The 16206-nt window shown below is 71.8% G+C and carries 19 protein-coding genes, 1 tRNA gene and 1 pseudogene; 17 read left to right on the forward strand and 4 right to left on the reverse strand.

Features of this window, described 5'->3' with window-relative positions; genetic code table 11:
- The first annotated feature begins 163 nt into the window (after nt 1-163).
- The 6 genes and pseudogenes from ACZ4SW_RS32285 (at nt 164) to ACZ4SW_RS32310 (ending at nt 3461) form a co-directional block, all read left to right on the forward strand.
- Nucleotides 164-792 (forward strand): annotated as a pseudogene (locus ACZ4SW_RS32285) (HhH-GPD-type base excision DNA repair protein).
- Between the two features lie 60 nt (nt 793-852).
- The gene (locus tag ACZ4SW_RS32290) at nt 853-1530 is read left to right on the forward strand and encodes an HdeD family acid-resistance protein (RefSeq protein ID WP_468252448.1); all 678 of its coding nucleotides are present in this window, start codon (nt 853-855) and stop codon (nt 1528-1530) included.
- Between the two features lie 128 nt (nt 1531-1658).
- Entirely contained in the window at nt 1659-2000 is a 342-nt protein-coding gene (locus ACZ4SW_RS32295) for a hypothetical protein (RefSeq protein WP_468252450.1), read from the forward strand.
- Between the two features lie 54 nt (nt 2001-2054).
- Nucleotides 2055-2228, forward strand: coding sequence for a hypothetical protein (locus tag ACZ4SW_RS32300; RefSeq protein WP_468252451.1), 174 nt, complete (start codon nt 2055-2057; stop codon nt 2226-2228).
- A 156-nt stretch (nt 2229-2384) separates the two neighbouring features.
- Entirely contained in the window at nt 2385-2681 is a 297-nt protein-coding gene (locus ACZ4SW_RS32305; protein ID WP_004943146.1) for a type II toxin-antitoxin system VapB family antitoxin, read from the forward strand.
- Between the two features lie 132 nt (nt 2682-2813).
- Complete coding sequence (locus ACZ4SW_RS32310) at nt 2814-3461, forward strand: LytR C-terminal domain-containing protein (protein WP_468252452.1); 648 nt, start codon at nt 2814-2816, stop codon at nt 3459-3461.
- Between the two features lie 103 nt (nt 3462-3564).
- Here the strand turns inward: ACZ4SW_RS32310 and upp are convergent, their stop codons facing one another.
- Nucleotides 3565-4200 (reverse strand): uracil phosphoribosyltransferase, encoded by a 636-nt coding sequence (gene upp / locus ACZ4SW_RS32315; RefSeq protein ID WP_468252454.1) that lies wholly within the window; start codon nt 4198-4200, stop codon nt 3565-3567.
- A 97-nt stretch (nt 4201-4297) separates the two neighbouring features.
- Between upp and ACZ4SW_RS32320 the strand changes: the two genes are divergently transcribed.
- The 8 genes from ACZ4SW_RS32320 (at nt 4298) to ACZ4SW_RS32355 (ending at nt 9439) form a co-directional block, all read left to right on the forward strand.
- On the forward strand, nt 4298-4483 hold the full coding sequence (locus tag ACZ4SW_RS32320; RefSeq protein WP_468252590.1) for a hypothetical protein: 186 nt from the start codon (nt 4298-4300) through the stop codon (nt 4481-4483).
- Between the two features lie 274 nt (nt 4484-4757).
- On the forward strand, nt 4758-5291 hold the full coding sequence (locus tag ACZ4SW_RS32325; RefSeq protein ID WP_468252593.1) for a tRNA adenosine deaminase-associated protein: 534 nt from the start codon (nt 4758-4760) through the stop codon (nt 5289-5291).
- 66 nt (nt 5292-5357) lie between these two features.
- A complete protein-coding gene (gene tadA / locus ACZ4SW_RS32330; RefSeq protein ID WP_468252595.1) occupies nt 5358-5786 on the forward strand; it encodes a tRNA adenosine(34) deaminase TadA in 429 nt (142 codons plus the stop codon).
- Nucleotides 5787-5854: 68 nt separating this feature from the next.
- A tRNA-Ser gene (locus ACZ4SW_RS32335) sits at nt 5855-5939 on the forward strand.
- 625 nt (nt 5940-6564) lie between these two features.
- The gene (locus ACZ4SW_RS32340) at nt 6565-6741 is read left to right on the forward strand and encodes a hypothetical protein (protein ID WP_468252456.1); all 177 of its coding nucleotides are present in this window, start codon (nt 6565-6567) and stop codon (nt 6739-6741) included.
- A gap of 79 nt (nt 6742-6820) precedes the next feature.
- The gene (locus tag ACZ4SW_RS32345) at nt 6821-7114 is read left to right on the forward strand and encodes a Dabb family protein (protein ID WP_468252458.1); all 294 of its coding nucleotides are present in this window, start codon (nt 6821-6823) and stop codon (nt 7112-7114) included.
- Between the two features lie 219 nt (nt 7115-7333).
- Nucleotides 7334-8248, forward strand: a complete 915-nt coding sequence (locus ACZ4SW_RS32350) for an RNA polymerase sigma factor SigF (RefSeq protein WP_468252461.1) — start codon at nt 7334-7336, stop codon at nt 8246-8248.
- 246 nt (nt 8249-8494) lie between these two features.
- Nucleotides 8495-9439, forward strand: coding sequence for an RNA polymerase sigma factor SigF (locus ACZ4SW_RS32355; RefSeq protein WP_103844213.1), 945 nt, complete (start codon nt 8495-8497; stop codon nt 9437-9439).
- An 803-nt stretch (nt 9440-10242) separates the two neighbouring features.
- Here ACZ4SW_RS32355 and ACZ4SW_RS32360 read toward each other — a convergent pair.
- On the reverse strand, nt 10243-10440 hold the full coding sequence (locus ACZ4SW_RS32360) for a hypothetical protein (RefSeq protein WP_468252464.1): 198 nt from the start codon (nt 10438-10440) through the stop codon (nt 10243-10245).
- Between the two features lie 246 nt (nt 10441-10686).
- Here ACZ4SW_RS32360 and ACZ4SW_RS32365 point away from each other — a divergent pair, with 246 nt between their 5' ends.
- The 3 genes from ACZ4SW_RS32365 to ACZ4SW_RS32375 all read left to right on the forward strand — a co-directional run bounded on the left by ACZ4SW_RS32365 (nt 10687) and on the right by ACZ4SW_RS32375 (nt 14692).
- Nucleotides 10687-11196, forward strand: coding sequence for a MarR family winged helix-turn-helix transcriptional regulator (locus ACZ4SW_RS32365; RefSeq protein ID WP_468252465.1), 510 nt, complete (start codon nt 10687-10689; stop codon nt 11194-11196).
- 85 nt (nt 11197-11281) lie between these two features.
- Nucleotides 11282-13753 (forward strand): MFS transporter, encoded by a 2472-nt coding sequence (locus tag ACZ4SW_RS32370; RefSeq protein ID WP_468252597.1) that lies wholly within the window; start codon nt 11282-11284, stop codon nt 13751-13753.
- Nucleotides 13754-13870: 117 nt separating this feature from the next.
- Complete coding sequence (locus ACZ4SW_RS32375; protein WP_468252467.1) at nt 13871-14692, forward strand: YceI family protein; 822 nt, start codon at nt 13871-13873, stop codon at nt 14690-14692.
- Here ACZ4SW_RS32375 and ACZ4SW_RS32380 read toward each other — a convergent pair.
- Together ACZ4SW_RS32380 and ACZ4SW_RS32385 are read right to left on the reverse strand one after the other, a co-directional pair.
- On the reverse strand, nt 14678-15406 hold the full coding sequence (locus tag ACZ4SW_RS32380; protein ID WP_468252468.1) for a GAF and ANTAR domain-containing protein: 729 nt from the start codon (nt 15404-15406) through the stop codon (nt 14678-14680). The two genes, ACZ4SW_RS32375 and ACZ4SW_RS32380, sit on opposite strands and share 15 nt — an antisense overlap.
- Nucleotides 15407-15447: 41 nt before the next feature.
- Nucleotides 15448-16038, reverse strand: coding sequence for a GAF and ANTAR domain-containing protein (locus ACZ4SW_RS32385; protein ID WP_468252470.1), 591 nt, complete (start codon nt 16036-16038; stop codon nt 15448-15450).
- Between the last annotated feature and the right edge of the window lie 168 nt (nt 16039-16206).

The following is a 16206-nucleotide window of genomic DNA, read 5'->3' on the forward strand; positions in this document are numbered from 1 at the left end:
CGAGTACATCCAGTACGCGGGCGATGCTCCGCCTTGCGATGTACCGCACCGGACGCCGCGAGCTTCCCGGCAAACCTTTCCGGTCACAGCACTAGTGCCGCGCCCCCGGCCTCCGGAGGGCGTCCCGGCTGCGGGCCGGGCGCCCGCGGGCGACCATCGGGTCATGGACGTCACCCTTCACCTCGCCCAGGACCCCGAGGCCGACGCGCTCCTCGGGCGCAGTCCGCTCGCCGCGCTGATCGGGATGCTGCTGGACCAGCAGGTCCCCATGGAGTGGGCGTTCAAGGGGCCGTGGACCATCGCGCGGCGGCTGGGCACCGACGACCTCGACGCGCACGACATCGCGGCCCAGGACCCGGAGGCGTTCGCCGAGTTGCTGTCGCGCAAGCCCGCCGTGCACCGCTATCCGGGATCGATGGCGTGGGGGTCCCCCCTGCTCGAGCGAAGCCGAGAGCTTGGGGGAGGATCCAGCAGCTCTGCCAGTACCTCGTCGAGCACTACGACGGGGACCCGGAGGCCCTCTGGGCGGACGCCGGCAGCGGCCGGGAACTGCTCGGGCGGCTCCAGGACCTGCCCGGCTTCGGCAGGCAGAAGGCGCAGATCTTCCTCGCGCTGCTCGGCAAGCAGCTCGGCGTGCGGCCCGAGGGCTGGCGCGAGGCCGCGGGGCCCTACGGGGAGGCCACCTCGTTCCGGTCCGTCGCCGACATCACCGGGCCCGAGTCGCTGGCGAAGGTCCGGGCGCACAAGCAGGAGATGAAGGCGGCGGCGAAGGCCGCCCAGGGCCACCGGTAGCCGTCAGTCGGTCGGACCGCCCGGGTGGCGGGGCACCCGTCGCCGTTCCCAGCATGGATCATGCCCGACGCACCGACCGGACCCCCGGGTGGCCCGGAATACGACGACCGCCACGTCCACGCCACGCGCGGCACGCACACGCAGCGACCGACGTGGGACATGCGGGAGCCGCCCTTCGAGGGGCCGTTGCACGTCCTGGCCCGCACCGCCTGGCAGGTCGTGCTGCTCACCGGCGTCGCGTCGCTGGTCCTCGGCGTCCTGCTCCTCGTCTGGCCGGGCCCGTCCCTGCTCGCGGCCGGGGTGCTCTTCGGGGTGTACCTGCTCGCCAGCGGCGTGCTCCAACTGGCGTCCGCCTTCGGCACGCACAAGGCCACCTCGCTGCGCGTCCTGGCCTTCATCAGCGGCGCGCTGTCGATCCTGCTGGGCCTGTTCTGCTTCCGCGGCCGCCTGGAGTCGATCCTGCTGCTCGCACTGTGGATCGGGATCGGCTGGCTGATCCGCGGCATCACCCAGACCATGGCCGCCGCCCACGATCCGGCGGTGCCGGCGCGCGGCTGGCAGATCTTCCTCGGCTTCGTCACCTTCATCGCCGGGATCGTGCTGATCGTCTCGCCGTTCCGGTCGATCGCCGTGCTCACCCTGGTCGCCGGGTGGTGGCTGGTGGTGGTCGGCATCGTCGAGATCGTCACCGCGGTCCGGATCCGGGGCGGGGCGCGGCACATCCCGCACACCGTGTGAAGATCCCACGAAGGCATCGCGCCGATCACATGGAGAACGTCAATCACACGTCCGGCCGGTACACCGTGCGAGCGGTTGTCGGGGCCGACACGATGAAAGACGTGCCGGGGACGGGGAGATGACCCCACGTGAGCCACGCACCGCACCCCCCACGCACCGCCCGGCGGTACGCCTGGTTCCGGGTGCTCGTGGTGCTCGTCACCCTCTTCGTGGCCGGCGCGTACACCGACGCGGTGGAGGCCGACTCCGCCTCCGTGTCCGCAGTCCGGGCGTGCGACGCGGACTACGAGGTCCTCGCCCCGGCACCACGGACCGCGGCCCTCCAGGGGCCCCGCGCCGTCGCGCCACTGCGGCCGGGACCGGCCTCCCTCACCGCGCCGTCCGGCCCGGACGACCTGCCTCTCGTCCCCGTCCGGGCGCCGCGCTCGGCCGCACTGCACGCCCTGCGCACCGTGGTCCTGCGCTGCTGACGGATCCGGCCCACCCGGAACCGTCACACCATCGGCAACGCGAGGAACCCCTTCATGCTCATCGACCCCTACGCGGTCCTGCACGCCCTGGTGCGTGCGGAGGCCCTGCGCAGCACCAAACCGACCCAGGAACCCGAGCCGGAGCCCGAGGCGATGGACCCGCCCCGCCCGGCGGTCCCGCCGGAGAGGAACCACGAGCGGCGCCCGTGGACCCCTCAGCACCCCTGACCCACGACAGCGGCCGCCCCCCGGCGGGGCGGCCGCGCCTCTTGCGGCACGCATCCCGGCCCCTCTCCCTTTTTGCCCCGTTTACCGCATCTTTTCCGAGGGCGCACTCCGTCGCCATGGCTGCGCCCGGAACGTGTCGACCGGTAGGCTTTCCGTGTGATCTTCAAGCGCATCGGAAACGGCCGGCCGTACCCCGACCACGGCCGGGAGAGCACCCGGCAGTGGGCGGACGTCGCGCCGCGCCCGGTCCGCCTCGATCAGCTCGTGACGACCAAGCAGCAGCTCGACCTGGAGACCCTGCTCGCCGAGGACTCGACGTTCTACGGCGACCTCTTCGCGCACGTCGTGAAGTGGCAGGGGGACCTCTACCTCGAGGACGGCCTGCACCGCGCGGTCCGCGCGGCGCTGCAGCAGCGCCAGGTGCTGCACGCACGGGTGCTCGAACTGGACTGACCCCGTCGGCACCCGGCCCGCCGCCGCTCCCATCGGGCCGTACGAGCGCCCTTTGACCCTTTCGGGTTGGACTGCGCGGCATCCGATGATCATCTAGTAGGCATTGCTGCCCGGGCGCACTACGCTGCGCCCATGAGCATGCTGACTCCTCCCGGCATGGGCGGCCAGTACCGCATCACGGGGGACAAGTACCCGCGGATGCGCCCGCCCCGGCGCCGCGGCCGGCTCGTGGTCGCCATCGTCACGTCCGTGGCCGCCGTCGGGCTGATCGGCTGGGGAACCGTGCAGCTCATCGACGTCTTCACCGGCGGCAGCGGCAGAACGTCGGCATCCGGCCCGAAGGCGGGATGCACCACGAAGGTGAGCGCGTCGCCCGCCGCCGCGGAGGCCCTGCCCCGACCGGACCGGATCACGGTCAACGTCCTCAACGCCACGCAGCGCGGCGGCCTCGCCAAGGAAACCGCGGACGAGCTGAAGAAGCGCGGCTTCCACATCGGCACCGTGGGCAACGCGACGCAGCAGTACGACAAGAAGGTCAAGGGCGTGGCGATACTGCTCGGCCCGAAGGCCTCCCTGCACACCACCCTGCCGGTCCTCGCGGCCCAGCTCGCGGGCGCCGACCAGCGCACGGACGCCCGCACGGACGCGTCGGTCGACCTGATCCTGGGCGACGGCTTCAAGTCCCTGGCGAGCAAGCCGGACGCGGACAAGGCCCTGGCCGCGCTGACCAACCCGGCACCGACGTCGTCACCCGGCGAGAGCGGCAAGAAGAGCTGCTGAGGTCCCTCCCGGGCACCGGCTTCCGGGTATCCGGCTCCCGGGCCGCACCGGGGGTCCGGCCGTGCGGTCCCGACCGGGGACGCACGGCCGTCGCGTACGTCTCCTACTCCGCCGCCCCGTACAGCCGGTCCCCCGCGTCTCCCAGGCCCGGAACGATGTAGCCGTGCTCGTTGAGGCGTTCGTCGACCGCGGCCGTCACCACCGTGACCGGCGTGCCCGCCAGTTCACGCTCCATGACCTCGACGCCCTCCGGGGCGGCCAGCAGCACCACGGCCGTCACATCGTCCGCGCCGCGCTTGATCAGCTCCTGGATCGCCGCGACGAGCGTGCCGCCGGTCGCGAGCATCGGGTCCAGGACGTACACCTGCCGCCCCGAGAGGTCCTCCGGCATGCGCGACGCGTACGTGGAGGCCTGCAGCGTCTCCTCGTTGCGGATCATGCCGAGGAAGCCCACCTCGGCGGTCGGCAGCAGCCGCACCATGCCGTCCAGCATGCCGAGCCCGGCGCGCAGGATCGGCACCACGAGCGGGCGCGGGCGGGACAGCTTCACACCGGTGGTCGCGGCGACCGGCGTCTCGATCCGGATCGCCTCGGTGCGCACGTCCCGCGTGGCCTCGTAGGCGAGCAGGGTGACGAGTTCGTCGGCCAGCCGACGGAAGGTCGCGGAGTCGGTGCGCCGGTCGCGCAACGTGGTGAGCTTGTGGGCGACCAGGGGGTGGTCGACGACATGGAGACGCATGCCCCCACAGTAACCGGGCCCAGGCGTCCGTCCGGACCTGGCATCGAACCCCCCATCAGAGGGAAAGTGGGAGGAACCGAACAGGGGTGGTGTGACGATGCCGGACCGGGAGTCCCGACAGGAGACGGAGGCACAGGAGCCGGACGCCGAGCGCAGGCGGCGCCGCGCCAGGTTCCTGCGCGAACTGGCGGAGGCACGGGAGCTGCGCGCCCGCGTCCAGCCCCGCCGCGCCAAGGCCGCACGGCTGCGTCACGCCATGCGCATGCGCACCTTCCGCTGGTAGCGACGCGGCCGTGGCGGGGGTGGCCGTGCGGCCACACCGGCGAAGGCCGCGTACGATCCGCTGGTGGCGGCAACGAGTGCGCTGGTGAGTGGACCGCTCTACTCGAGTGCTCGCGATCAAAACAGCCAGACACAGGGAGCCGAAGACGTCCCCTGAACGCCTTGTTTCTGCCACGATTCCGAGTGGGTGGGGCTCGGAGCCCAGCTCTCTCCGCCCTAAACCTCCGCCGGGGGGACCCCCAACCGGCACGCCTATGACCAGTGGGAGAGTCACGGTGTACTTCGCCGCACTGCTCGCGCGCACCGAAGACGGGTGGGAAGCGAGCGACACAGAGCTCGACGATGTGGAGACGCTGTCCGACCTGGCCGACCTGGCCCGGGAAGCCTCGGCCGACGACGACACGGTGCTCGTTCTGATCGAGCAGGAGGACGCGTGGTTCGGCGTCGTCCGCGTGGACGGCGAGGACGACCCTCGTATCTACGTCTCGGACGCCGCGGCCGCAGCCCGCAGTTCGTACGGCGAGATCCTGCTCACCGACGAACTGCTCGGAAGGGAGCCCGGCGACGACGGTCCGGACCTGGACTCCCTCGACCTCGACGGCACGGAGGACGGTGAGCCCGAGGACGCCGACGACGAGGACGCGCCCGGCGCGGACGCCGCCGTGCCGCACGGCCCCGTGGGAGACAGCGAGATCCTCGACGACCTCGGCGTCTCCGAGAAGGAGCTGCGTGCCCTGGACGCCGAGGACGCGCTCGGCGCGATCGCCGAGGCCCTGGGCGCCTCGGAGGTCCTGGAGACCGTCCGCTAGGCGCCGCGGGTGACTGAGGACGCGACGCCGGCCCCCGACCCCGTGCGGGACCGGTGGCGGGCCGCGATGCGGCTCGCCCTGGACGAGGCGGCGCGGGCCACCGAGGGCGGTGACGTGCCCGTCGGTGCCGTCGTGCTGTCCCGGGACGGCACGGTGCTGGCCACCGGTCACAACGAGCGCGAGGCGACGGGCGACCCGTCGGCCCACGCGGAGATCGTCGCGCTCCGCCGGGCCGCGGCGGCGCTCGGCGAGTGGCGGCTGCCCGGGTGCACGCTGGTCGTCACCCTGGAGCCCTGCACGATGTGCGCGGGCGCGGTGCAGCAGTCCCGGGTGGAGCGGCTGGTCTACGGTGCGCGCGACGAGAAGGCGGGCGCGGTCGGGTCGCTGTGGGACCTGGTGCGCGACCGGCGCCTGAACCATCGCCCGGAGGTGATCGCCGGCGTGCTCGCGGACGACTGCGCGCGGCTTCTGACGGACTTCTTCCGCGGCCGCTGAGTCCCCGGCCGGGCGGCCCCCGCAAACGGATTTCAGACCATGGCCCACCTTGGGGTAGGGTCTCCCTCGGTAGCGTGTCCGAGCGGCCGAAGGAGCTCGCCTCGAAAGCGAGTGTGGCGCAAGTCACCGAGGGTTCAAATCCCTCCGCTACCGCTGGAGAAGGGCCCCGCCTAGGCGGGGCCTTTCGCATGCCCGGGCAAACGGACGCGCCCCCGCCACCGGGCAGGCCGCACCACCGCCGCGTACTTCGAGCGACCCCACCGCACCGCACTGCCCGGCAGGCGCCGTTGGCGCACCGCAACGGCGCCGGGGTGACCCCTGCGACGGACCCCGCACGGGATCCGGGCGGCGCGAAGCCCCGGCGTGCCGCTCAGTCCGCCGGGGCTTCGGCCCGCCCCCTGGAGCGGGGCGGCGGCCTCGGGGGAACAGGGCGCCGTCCTCTCCTCGAGGACACGGGCGTCGGTGGCCGCCTCGCAGCCCGGGGACCTCGCGGTGCGGGTCCCACAGCCGGGTCCGGTCACCCGGGTCCGGTCCTCCCGGCCCTCCGGGCCCCTGCCGGTCCGGTGGGCTCCTCTCCATCGTCCGGCGTCACGCCGTTCCGGCAACCCGGCCGAACGGCCCCACCCCCGGGCCATTGGTCCCCGAAGTCCTCGTACGAAAGGACCGGGTGAGGACCTGGTGCATACCGGATCTTTTGCGGAGCCCCGAACACCTGGCCGGGTTACACTCACCCGCGGCGAACGGGCCCCTCGGGGCGGACGAGACGGGGGAGGCCACGGTGGCGGTACCGGGAAAGAAGATCGCGTTCTACGTGCTCGTGGTCTTCGTGCTGTATGTGATCATCACCGACCCGGCCAAGGCCGCCGACTACGTGCAGATCGGGTTCGAGGGCATCTCGAACGCCGCCAAGGCCATCGGCCACTTCATGACCTGGCTCGCCGACGGGGCCAAGTAGGCCGGGTAAGGTCCCCTCGAAGCCCGGCCGAGCGCAGCGCCGGGCGGCCGACGCCGTCGCCGTACCCCTGGGAGCACCCGTGATCCGCCACCTGGTCCTCTTCAAGCTCAACGAGGGCGTCCGGCGTGACGACCCGCGCGTCGTGGAGGGCGTCCGCGCCTTCGAGGCCCTCGGCGACCTCATCGACGACCTCCGCTTCTGGGAGCTGGGCTGGAACATCAGCGACCGCCCCGTCGCCCACGACTTCGCGATCAACTCGGCGGTGGACGACGCGGACGCCCTCAAGCGGTACCTGGAGCACCCGGCGCACCAGGCGGGCGTCGCCCTGTGGCGCGAGTTCGCCACTTGGGTGATCGCCGACTACGAAATCTGAGCGACACCGCCCACCGATTCCGGGCGACACAACCGACGGAGCCCTCCACCGGAACAGTGGAGGGCTTTCCTGCGTCTTGTGCCCCATTCCCTGCCCCGGTCGCTCCCCCAACACGGAGTTATGCGGTGCTTGCACACAGTGTCCATTTCTTGTGATGCTATGACCGCTTTTGACGGTGAGTTGACAGATGCGTTGACGGATGAAGAGGTGGCGTTGACCGTGTCGGCCAGTACTGCGCCGCCCCAGGAGGAAGAGGCTCCGGCCCCGCCCCCCGACCGGCATCAGACGTCCGCCACGGACCCCGCCCACCCCGACACGACCGAACCGGCCCCCGACACCTCCGCCCCCCGCCCCCAGGAAGCCGCAAGGCGCCGCGGCGCCGACACCCGGGCCCTCACCCAGATGCTCTTCGCCCAGCTCAAGGAGCTCCAGCCGGGCACCGACGAGCACCACCGGGTGCGCGGCGCGCTCATCGAGGCGAACCTCCCCCTCGTCCGCTACGCGGCCGCCCGCTTCCGCTCCCGCAACGAGCCCATGGAGGACGTCGTCCAGGTCGGCACGATCGGTCTGATCAACGCCATCGACCGCTTCGACCCCGACCGCGGCGTGCAGTTCCCGACCTTCGCGATGCCCACCGTCGTCGGCGAGATCAAGCGCTACTTCCGCGACAACGTCCGCACCGTCCACGTCCCGCGCCGGCTGCACGAGCTGTGGGTGCAGGTCAACAGCGCCACCGAGGACCTGACGACGGCGTACGGACGCTCCCCCACCACCGCCGAGATCGCCGAGCGGCTGCGCATCAGCGAGGAGGAGGTGCTGTCCTGTATCGAGGCGGGCCGCTCCTACCACGCGACCTCCCTCGAGGCCGCCCAGGAGGGCGACGGGCTGCCCGGCCTGCTCGACCGGCTCGGCTACGAGGACCCCGCCCTCGACGGCGTCGAGCACCGCGACCTCGTCCGGCACCTGCTCGTGCAACTGCCCGAGCGCGAGCAGCGGATCCTGCTGCTGCGCTACTACAGCAACCTCACCCAGTCCCAGATCAGCGCCGAACTGGGTGTCTCCCAGATGCATGTGTCAAGGCTTCTGGCGCGGAGCTTCGCGCGTCTGAGATCCGCAAACAGGATCGACGCATAACTCACGCGAGCGAATCGCCCGCAAGCGTTCTTCCCGACAACACTCCGCTGAAAAGCCCTCAGAACCCTTCCAACCAGGGCGCATTCGCGTTTCGCATATCGACATGTCACTACAGCGCGTTGCCGACATGTGACATTCTTCCGGCAGCGCGTTTGCCGCGGCCTCGCGACCGGTATTCAGGTGGAGGCTGCGTTCCTTACGACGGGAGCGTCCGCCGCGACCGTCCCGCGACCCAAAGGGGGTGGCATGTCCGCAGACCAGGGCAGCTCGAAGGTGCTCACGCTCATGCAGAGCGACTCCGCGCCCGACGTGCTCCAGGACCTTCAGGCCCCTCAGGACCTCCCGGGTGCCGAGACCCTTCCCGCCCAGGACCTCCCGGGCGCCGAGGCTCTCCCGGCCCCCGAGGCCCCGGACCTTCCGTCCACGGAGGGCATCGACACCCGCACCCTGTCCCGCTCCCTGTTCCTGCGGCTCGCCGCACTCGACGAGAACAGCCCGGAGCGTGCCTACGTCCGGGACACGCTCATCGAACTGAACCTCCCGCTCGTGCGGTACGCGGCGGCCCGCTTCCGCAGCCGCAACGAGCCGATGGAGGACATCGTCCAGGTCGGCACCATCGGGCTGATCAAGGCCATCGACCGCTTCGACTGCGAGCGGGGCGTGGAGTTCCCGACCTTCGCGATGCCGACGGTCGTGGGCGAGATCAAGCGGTTCTTCCGGGACACGTCCTGGTCGGTGCGGGTGCCGCGCCGCCTCCAGGAACTGCGCCTGGCCCTCACCAAGGCCAGCGACGAGCTGTCGCAGAAGCTGGACCGCTCCCCGACGGTCACCGAACTGGCCTCCGCGCTCGGCGTGTCGGAGGAGGACGTGGTCGACGGCCTCGCGGTCGGCAACGCGTACACGGCCTCCTCGCTGGACTCCCCGACCCCCGAGGACGACGGCGGCGAGGGCTCGCTCGCGGACCGCCTCGGCTACGAGGACTCGGCCCTGGAGGGCGTGGAGTACCGGGAATCCCTCAAGCCGCTGCTGGCCAAGCTCCCGCCCCGCGAGCGGCGGATCATCATGCTCCGCTTCTTCGCCAACATGACGCAGTCCCAGATCGGCGAGGAGGTCGGCATCTCCCAGATGCACGTCTCCCGCCTCCTGACCCGCACGCTGGCCCAGCTCCGGGAGGGTCTGATCTCCGACTGAGCGGCGGCGGTGCGCAGTTGCGCGGCGCCCGTCGGCCTGCACCGGCCCGCGCCGCGGCACCCCGTCGACGGCCCAGACCGGCCGTCGCCCGCACGAAACGGTGACCCGCACCCCCGAGGGGCGGGTCGTCGCACTCGCTTGGCGAGGAACGGGACGGCCGGCGGCAGGTAACCGAGGCGTGGCCGGTACGTCGTACTGCGACTGCGCCTCTGATGTGACTGCACGTCGGCACGACTGGCGCGCGTACGCCGCGGTCGACCCGTGGGCGGCGGCTGGCTCCCCTCGGCGGACCGCCCGGGAGCAGGGCTCGCGGGACCAGGCCCGCCAGGAGCCCGCGACTTCCGCACGCGCGCTCCGACGGCAGCCGGTGGCAGCAGCCCGGCCTCCAGCCCGACAGCCGTACGGGAAACGGCCGGTACGGCCACCGGGCCCCGCACCGACACCAAGTCACCCCTGCCGGGCCCGGTTTCGCCCTCCCCGACGTCAACCACCGCGTCAGCCCCGCTCAGCCCGCACCGGGTGTCCCCGCCAACTCCGGCGGTCTTCCGATGCGTTCGGGCACGGTGACCCCCGGAACGCACATCATCGGGGCGCTCGGGATCGACCGGGAGACGGTCGAGTCCACGCAGGCGCTGCCCGCGCCGAGCGCCGCCGGGCGTCGGTGTAGGGGACCTGGACGGTGTGCGGTCGACGCCGTGTTGAATCCCCGCGCGCGAGCGAAGCCGTCCGCGGGGGGGTCGGCAGGGACATCGAGACCCGGGACGTGTCCGCCCAGTGGACACAGGGGGAGTGAGGGCGGTGCCCTACTTCAGCGCGAGCCAGGCGACCGCGGCGACGACCGCGACGGCGACGACGATGCCGACGATCAGGCCGATACGGGGGCCGGCCGGAGCGGCCGCCTGCTGCCGGCCCTGGGGGGCCGCCTCGTCGACGAACGCGCGGAACATCTGCGTGCTGCCAGCGGGGTCGTAGTTGCCCTGGGGGCCCTGGGTGTTAGCCATGGCCCCGGACCCTAGCGAATACGTGGGGCACTGCCCAAGTGAGGGTTGTGTGAGCGAGCCCGTCTCGGGCCCGGGCGCGAGGCCGTTCACAGCGATGCCACAGACAGGGACACCTTCCGACCTGCACATTTACTGTCGCCAACACTTGCCTTTGCCAAGTTTTTATCCCGGGCGCCCACTGATTCATTTGCCTGCAGCAACCAATCTCTCTATGGTTGCTTCAGGCAACGATGAGAAGGAGGTGCCATGGCCGAGCGAGCGCAGTACCAAGAGCTGGCGCGTCAGCTCAGCGCCTTCGGTGCCGTGAAGCGAGACCTCGGGCGCTGCCTGCCGCCCGACTGCCCCGGCGGATCCGCCGCCGTGCTGACCCTGCTCGGCCACCACGGCGACATGCGCATGAGCAAGCTCGCGGAACTGCTGGCCGTCGACATGTCGGTCACCAGCCGCCATGTCGCGCACGTCGCGGACCGCGGCTGGATCGAGCGCTGCCCGGACCCCGCGGACAAGCGCTCCCGCATCCTGCGCCTGACCGCGCCCGGCCGGGTCCAGCTCGACGAGCTGTCCCGGCGCACCGCCGCGCTGCTCGCCGACCGGCTGAGCGACTGGTCCGAGGACGACGTCGGCCGGCTCATCCAGCTCATGGCACGACTCCGGGAGAGCTTCGGCGACTGCCGTTCCGGGCCCCGGCCCGCGCAGACGGCACCCGCGACCAAAGCCGTTGCCCACCAGACCACCCGTACACCCGCAAGCACGTAAGTAAAGGAAGCCCATGGCAACGACCACACCAGCCGGTGTGCGGGCTCACGCCAAGCACGGGGGAGCCTCCCCGGACGGCGCTCCGATGACGCACCGGCAGATCATGGAGGCCCTCTCCGGGCTCCTCCTCGGCATGTTCGTGGCGATCCTGTCGTCCACGATCGTCACCAACGCGCTGCCGCACATCATCGGCGACCTCGGCGGCGGCCAGTCCGCCTACACCTGGGTCGTCACCGCCTCGCTGCTGGCGATGACCGCGACCACCCCGCTGTGGGGCAAGCTCGCGGACCTGTACAGCAAGAAGGCGCTCGTCCAGATAGCCCTGATCGTCTACGTCCTGGGCTCGATGGCGGCCGGCCTGTCGCAGAACCCGGGCATGCTGATCGCCTGCCGTGTCGTGCAGGGCATCGGCGTCGGCGGCCTGTCCGCGCTGGCGCAGATCGTCATGGCCGCGATGATCTCCCCGCGCGAGCGCGGGCGTTACTCCGGCTACCTGGGCGCCACGTTCGCCATCGCCACCGTCGGCGGCCCGCTGCTCGGCGGTGTCATCACCGACACCTCCTGGCTGGGCTGGCGCTGGTGCTTCTACGTCGGCGTGCCCTTCGCGGTGATCGCGCTGATCGTGCTGCAGAAGACCCTGCACCTGCCCGTGGTGAAGCGGGAGGTCAAGGTCGACTGGGGCGGCGCGTTCTTCATCGCGGCCGCGGTCTCGCTGCTGCTCGTCTGGGTGACCTTCGCCGGTGACAAGTACGACTGGCTGTCCTGGCAGACGTACACCATGGTCGGCGGTTCCATCGTCCTCGGTGCGCTGTTCGTGCTGACCGAGACCAAGGCGAGCGAGCCGATCATCCCGCTGCGGCTGTTCCGCAACCGCACCATCACCCTGGCGTCGCTCGCCTCGCTCTTCGTGGGCGTCGCGATGTTCACCGGCACGGTGTTCTTCAGCCAGTACTTCCAGCTCGCCCGCGACAAGTCCCCGACGATGTCGGGCGTCCTGACGATCCCGATGATCGGTGGCCTGTTCGTCTCCTCCACCGTCTCCGGCCAGTTCATCACCCGCACGGGACGCTGGAAGGCGTGGCTGGTCAGCGGTGGTGTGCTGGTGACGGCCGGCCTGGGCCTGCTCGGCAGCATCCGGTACGACACGGCCTACTGGAAGATGTCGATCTTCATGGCCCTGATGGGTCTCGGCATCGGCATGATGATGCAGAACCTGGTGCTGTGCACCCAGAACCAGGTGGCGCCCTCCGACCTCGGCTCCGCCAGCTCCACGGTCACCTTCTTCCGTTCCCTCGGCGGTGCGGTCGGCGTCTCCGCGCTCGGCGCGGTGCTCTCCCACCGGATCACCCACTACATCACGGACGGCATCAGCGCCCTGAGCCCGAAGTACCAGGCCGCCCTGGCCGGCTCGAGCTCCACGGACAGCATCCCGGACCTGGGCAAGCTGCCGGTCCCGCTGCGCACGCTGCTGCAGAGCGCCTACGGCCACGGCATCGCCGACGTCTTCCTGATCGCCGGCTGCCTCGCGGCCGTCGCCTTCCTGATCACCCTGTTCATCAAGGAGGTCCCGTTGAAGACCAAGGGCGCGCTGGCGCAGGCCGCCGCCGACTCGGCGCCGCAGGAGGCCCCCGCGGTGGCCGCCCCGGCCGCCGCATCGGCCGAGACCGCCGCGCCGGCCGCGGAGAGGGTCCCGAGCTGGGCGGTGGCGAGCACCGAGGCCGGTCCCGAGGGCACGGGCACGCAGCGGCTCGCGGCCGTCGCCACCATCGCCCGGCCGGAGGCCTCCGGTGACGGCGGCGGCATCCCGGTCCGCGGCTTCGTCCGCGGCGGGGAGGGCGCGCCGGTCCCGCAGGCCGCCGTCACCCTGATCTCCCTCGGGGGACGGCAGCTCGGCCGGTCGGTCGCGCAGGCCGACGGCGCCTACGCGGTGGACGCGCCGGGCACCGGCTCCTACGTCCTGATCGCCTCCGCCGACGGCTACCAGCCGCAGGCCTCCACGATCGTCGTGCACGACGAACCGGTGTCGTACGACGTCCTGCTCAGCGGCACCAGCGGCCTGAGCGGTGTCGTCCGCGCCACGGAGACCGGGCTGCCGGTCAAGGACGCGATGGTCATCGTCACCGACGTGCGCGGGGACCTGCTGGCCACCGCCACCACCGGCGAGCAGGGCACCTTCTCCTTCGCCGAGCTGGTGCCGGGTGCCGTGACCGTCGCCGTCAACGCCGCCGGTCACCGGCCGCGGGCCCTGCCCGTCGAGGTCGGCGCCGCCGGGGTGACCCGGGTCGAGATCGACCTCGACTCCGGCTCCCAGGTCCAGGGCGTCGTACGAGCCCCGCACGGCCCCCTCGCGGACGCCCGGGTGACCCTGGTGGACGCGGCCGGCAACGTGGTCGGCACCGCCACCACCGGTGCGGACGGCGCGTACGCCTTCACCGATCTGGGCAGCGGTGAGTACACCGTCATCGCGACCGGTTACCCGCCGGTGGCCACGGCGGTGACCGTCTCCGGCCGCGGCGTCGACGACCACGACATCGAACTCGCCCACCCGGGCGAGTAGTCGGAAGTCCGGCTCCTGGGGGCGCGCGGTGAGCGACAAGCGCCCCCTCGGGCCGGACTTTTTTCGGCCGCCACGGGGATTTATCAAGATTCAAGGGATTTAGAGGGGAACCACGCGATGGGACTGACCGCACGGATCCGTACGCGAGACGGATGGGCCGTGTCGCACGCGGTCGTCACCGTGACCGACATGACCGGGACGCAGGTCCTGCGCGCCGAGGCCGACGCGGAGGGTGTCGTCCGGGACGCGACCGAGCTGGCGCCCGGCGCCTACACCGTGATCGTCACGGCGGTCGGTTACGCGCCCGCCGCCGCCAGCGCGATCGTCACCGCCAGCGGACGGGCCGAGGTCGGTACCGTGACGCTCGCGCGGCAGGGCGGCACCGAACTGCCGCCGCCCGGGCCGTGGACCATCGACCCGGCGCACTCCTCGGTGGGCGCGGTCGCGCAGCACCTGGGGATCTCCAGCGTGCACGGGCGGTTCACGGACTTCGCCGGGCGCATCGAGATCGCCCCGGACGAGGTGGAGAAGTCGCGCGTCGAGGCCGTCATCCGCGCCGAGTCCATCGACACGGGCAACGGCATGCGCGACACCCACCTGAGGTCGGCGGACTTCCTGGACGTCGAGAAGTACCCGGAGATCACCTACCGCTCGACCGGCCTGACGGCCGCGGGCGCCGACCGCTGGACCGTCCACGGCGAGCTGACGCTGCACGGGGTGGTCCGCCCGGTCGATCTGGACCTCGCCTACCTCGGCACCGGTTCCGACCCGTGGGGCGGCACCCGCGCCGCCTTCCGCGCGACCACGGAACTGCGCCGGGAGGACTTCGCGATGAACTACAACCAGATCGTCCAGGCGGGCATCGCCGCGATCGGCACCACCCTGAAGGTGGAGCTGGACATCCAGGCCGTGCAGGGCGAGGCGCTACCGTCCGCGTGACGGCGGGCGGTCTTCGCCCGAGACGCGGGACACCAGATGGGTGGCCAGGTCCCGCAGCTTGGTGTTGGTGTCCTGGGAGATACGGCGCAGGCGCTCCAGGGCGATACGGGCGCTGACCCGCTCCTGCGCCATCAGGATGCCCACCGCCTGGTCGATGACGCTGCGGGAGAGCAGCGCGGTGCGTACGTCGGACGCGTCGGCGCGCTCGCGTTCCAGGCGCAGGGCGACTTCGACGGCCTCGGCGGTCCGCGCCGCGAAGGCGCGGGCCAGGTCCCGGTGCTCGCCGAGCAGTCCGGGCTCGGCGCCGTAGAAGTTCAGCGCGGCGCCGGTGTCGCCCTCGACGACGAGCGGCACCGCGAGCACGCACCGCACCCCGACCGAGAGCGCGTACCGCGTGTACTCAGGCCAGCGGGTCTCGCCGGCCAGGTCGGGCGCGTACTGTTCGGTCCCGGTGTCGGCGGCCGTGACGCAGGGGCCGGTGCCGTTCTCGTACTGGCGCAGGTCCAGGCCGCTCACGGAGCCGTGGAGGCCCGTCGGTTCGGTTCCGCTGCCGGCCAGGGTCAGCAGACGGTCCCCGCGGCGGACGGTGATACTGCACGCGGCACAGCCGGGCACGGCCTCGACCGCACGGTCGGTCAGGTCCCGCAGCAGCGTGTCGAGACCGCCGCTGCGCACGATCGCCTGGTCGAGCGGGTAGGGCATCTCGGGTCTCATGTCATGCTTTTGTCCCCGTTTCGCCGATCGACTCCCCACCGTCATGTGGTGTGGTTCGCATCGACGATGCGGCGGGCGAGGTCCCGCAGTTTGACGTTCTCCCGCTGCGAGGCGCGGACCAGGCTGTCGAACGCCTCCGTGGCGTCCATGTTCAGGCGCTCCATCAGGATGCCGGTGGCCTGGCCGATCAGGTCCCGGGTGTGCATCGCCTCGGTGAGCTGCTCGCGCACGGTCACCGAGTCCAGCGCGAGGCCGACGTGTGCCGTGAACAGCCGTCCGATCCGCGTCGCGGCGTCGTCGAAGGCGTGCGGCTTGCGGGCGTAGACGGTGAGCACGGTCAGCCGTCGCTTGTCGGCGCGCAGCCGCAGCGCGAGCGCCGAGCGCAGGCCCAGGCCCGTCAGCACGGAGCCGCCCGCGTCGCTCTCGCTGTCCTCCACGTGCACGACGGGCGCGTGCCACAGATGGTCCCAGTACGGGGCACCGTCGCGGCCCGGGCGGGAGTCGTGGGCGGTGCGGACGACCTCGTCGCTCCAGGCGACCGTACGGAAGTGACTGCCGCGTTCCGCCTCGGAGATGGCCGCGTGTTCGGCACCGGGCACGAGCCGCACGGCGAGGCGCACGGCGGTGCTCATGGTGCTGGCGGGGGTGGTCGTGTCGTGCAGTTGCCGAGCCGCTGCCGTCAACGCTTCGGCCAGCTCGAAACCCCTCGCAAAACCGGGCACATCGGAAAAGTCGGACGCAGGCACACGAACCTCTTCGGCGTGCACGGCCATACGGCCATGCGCAGGAGAGCTCCGCAG

The sequence above is a fragment of the Streptomyces sp. NPDC028331 genome (assembly GCF_055565775.1).

Coding starts and splice junctions, on each gene's coding strand:
- ACZ4SW_RS32365 (WP_468252465.1), top strand. CDS start 10,687: ATGGCCGAGCGAGCGCAGTACCAAGAGCTGGCGCGTCAGCTCAGCGCC.
- ACZ4SW_RS32370 (WP_468252597.1), top strand. CDS start 11,282: ATGACGCACCGGCAGATCATGGAGGCCCTCTCCGGGCTCCTCCTCGGC.
- tadA (WP_468252595.1), top strand. CDS start 5,358: ATGCGGCTCGCCCTGGACGAGGCGGCGCGGGCCACCGAGGGCGGTGAC.
- ACZ4SW_RS32375 (WP_468252467.1), top strand. CDS start 13,871: ATGGGACTGACCGCACGGATCCGTACGCGAGACGGATGGGCCGTGTCG.
- ACZ4SW_RS32355 (WP_103844213.1), top strand. CDS start 8,495: ATGTCCGCAGACCAGGGCAGCTCGAAGGTGCTCACGCTCATGCAGAGC.
- ACZ4SW_RS32385 (WP_468252470.1), bottom strand. CDS start 16,038: ATGAGCACCGCCGTGCGCCTCGCCGTGCGGCTCGTGCCCGGTGCCGAA.
- ACZ4SW_RS32320 (WP_468252590.1), top strand. CDS start 4,298: ATGCCGGACCGGGAGTCCCGACAGGAGACGGAGGCACAGGAGCCGGAC.
- ACZ4SW_RS32360 (WP_468252464.1), bottom strand. CDS start 10,440: ATGGCTAACACCCAGGGCCCCCAGGGCAACTACGACCCCGCTGGCAGC.
- ACZ4SW_RS32310 (WP_468252452.1), top strand. CDS start 2,814: ATGAGCATGCTGACTCCTCCCGGCATGGGCGGCCAGTACCGCATCACG.
- ACZ4SW_RS32300 (WP_468252451.1), top strand. CDS start 2,055: ATGCTCATCGACCCCTACGCGGTCCTGCACGCCCTGGTGCGTGCGGAG.
- ACZ4SW_RS32380 (WP_468252468.1), bottom strand. CDS start 15,406: ATGAGACCCGAGATGCCCTACCCGCTCGACCAGGCGATCGTGCGCAGC.
- ACZ4SW_RS32290 (WP_468252448.1), top strand. CDS start 853: ATGCCCGACGCACCGACCGGACCCCCGGGTGGCCCGGAATACGACGAC.
- upp (WP_468252454.1), bottom strand. CDS start 4,200: ATGCGTCTCCATGTCGTCGACCACCCCCTGGTCGCCCACAAGCTCACC.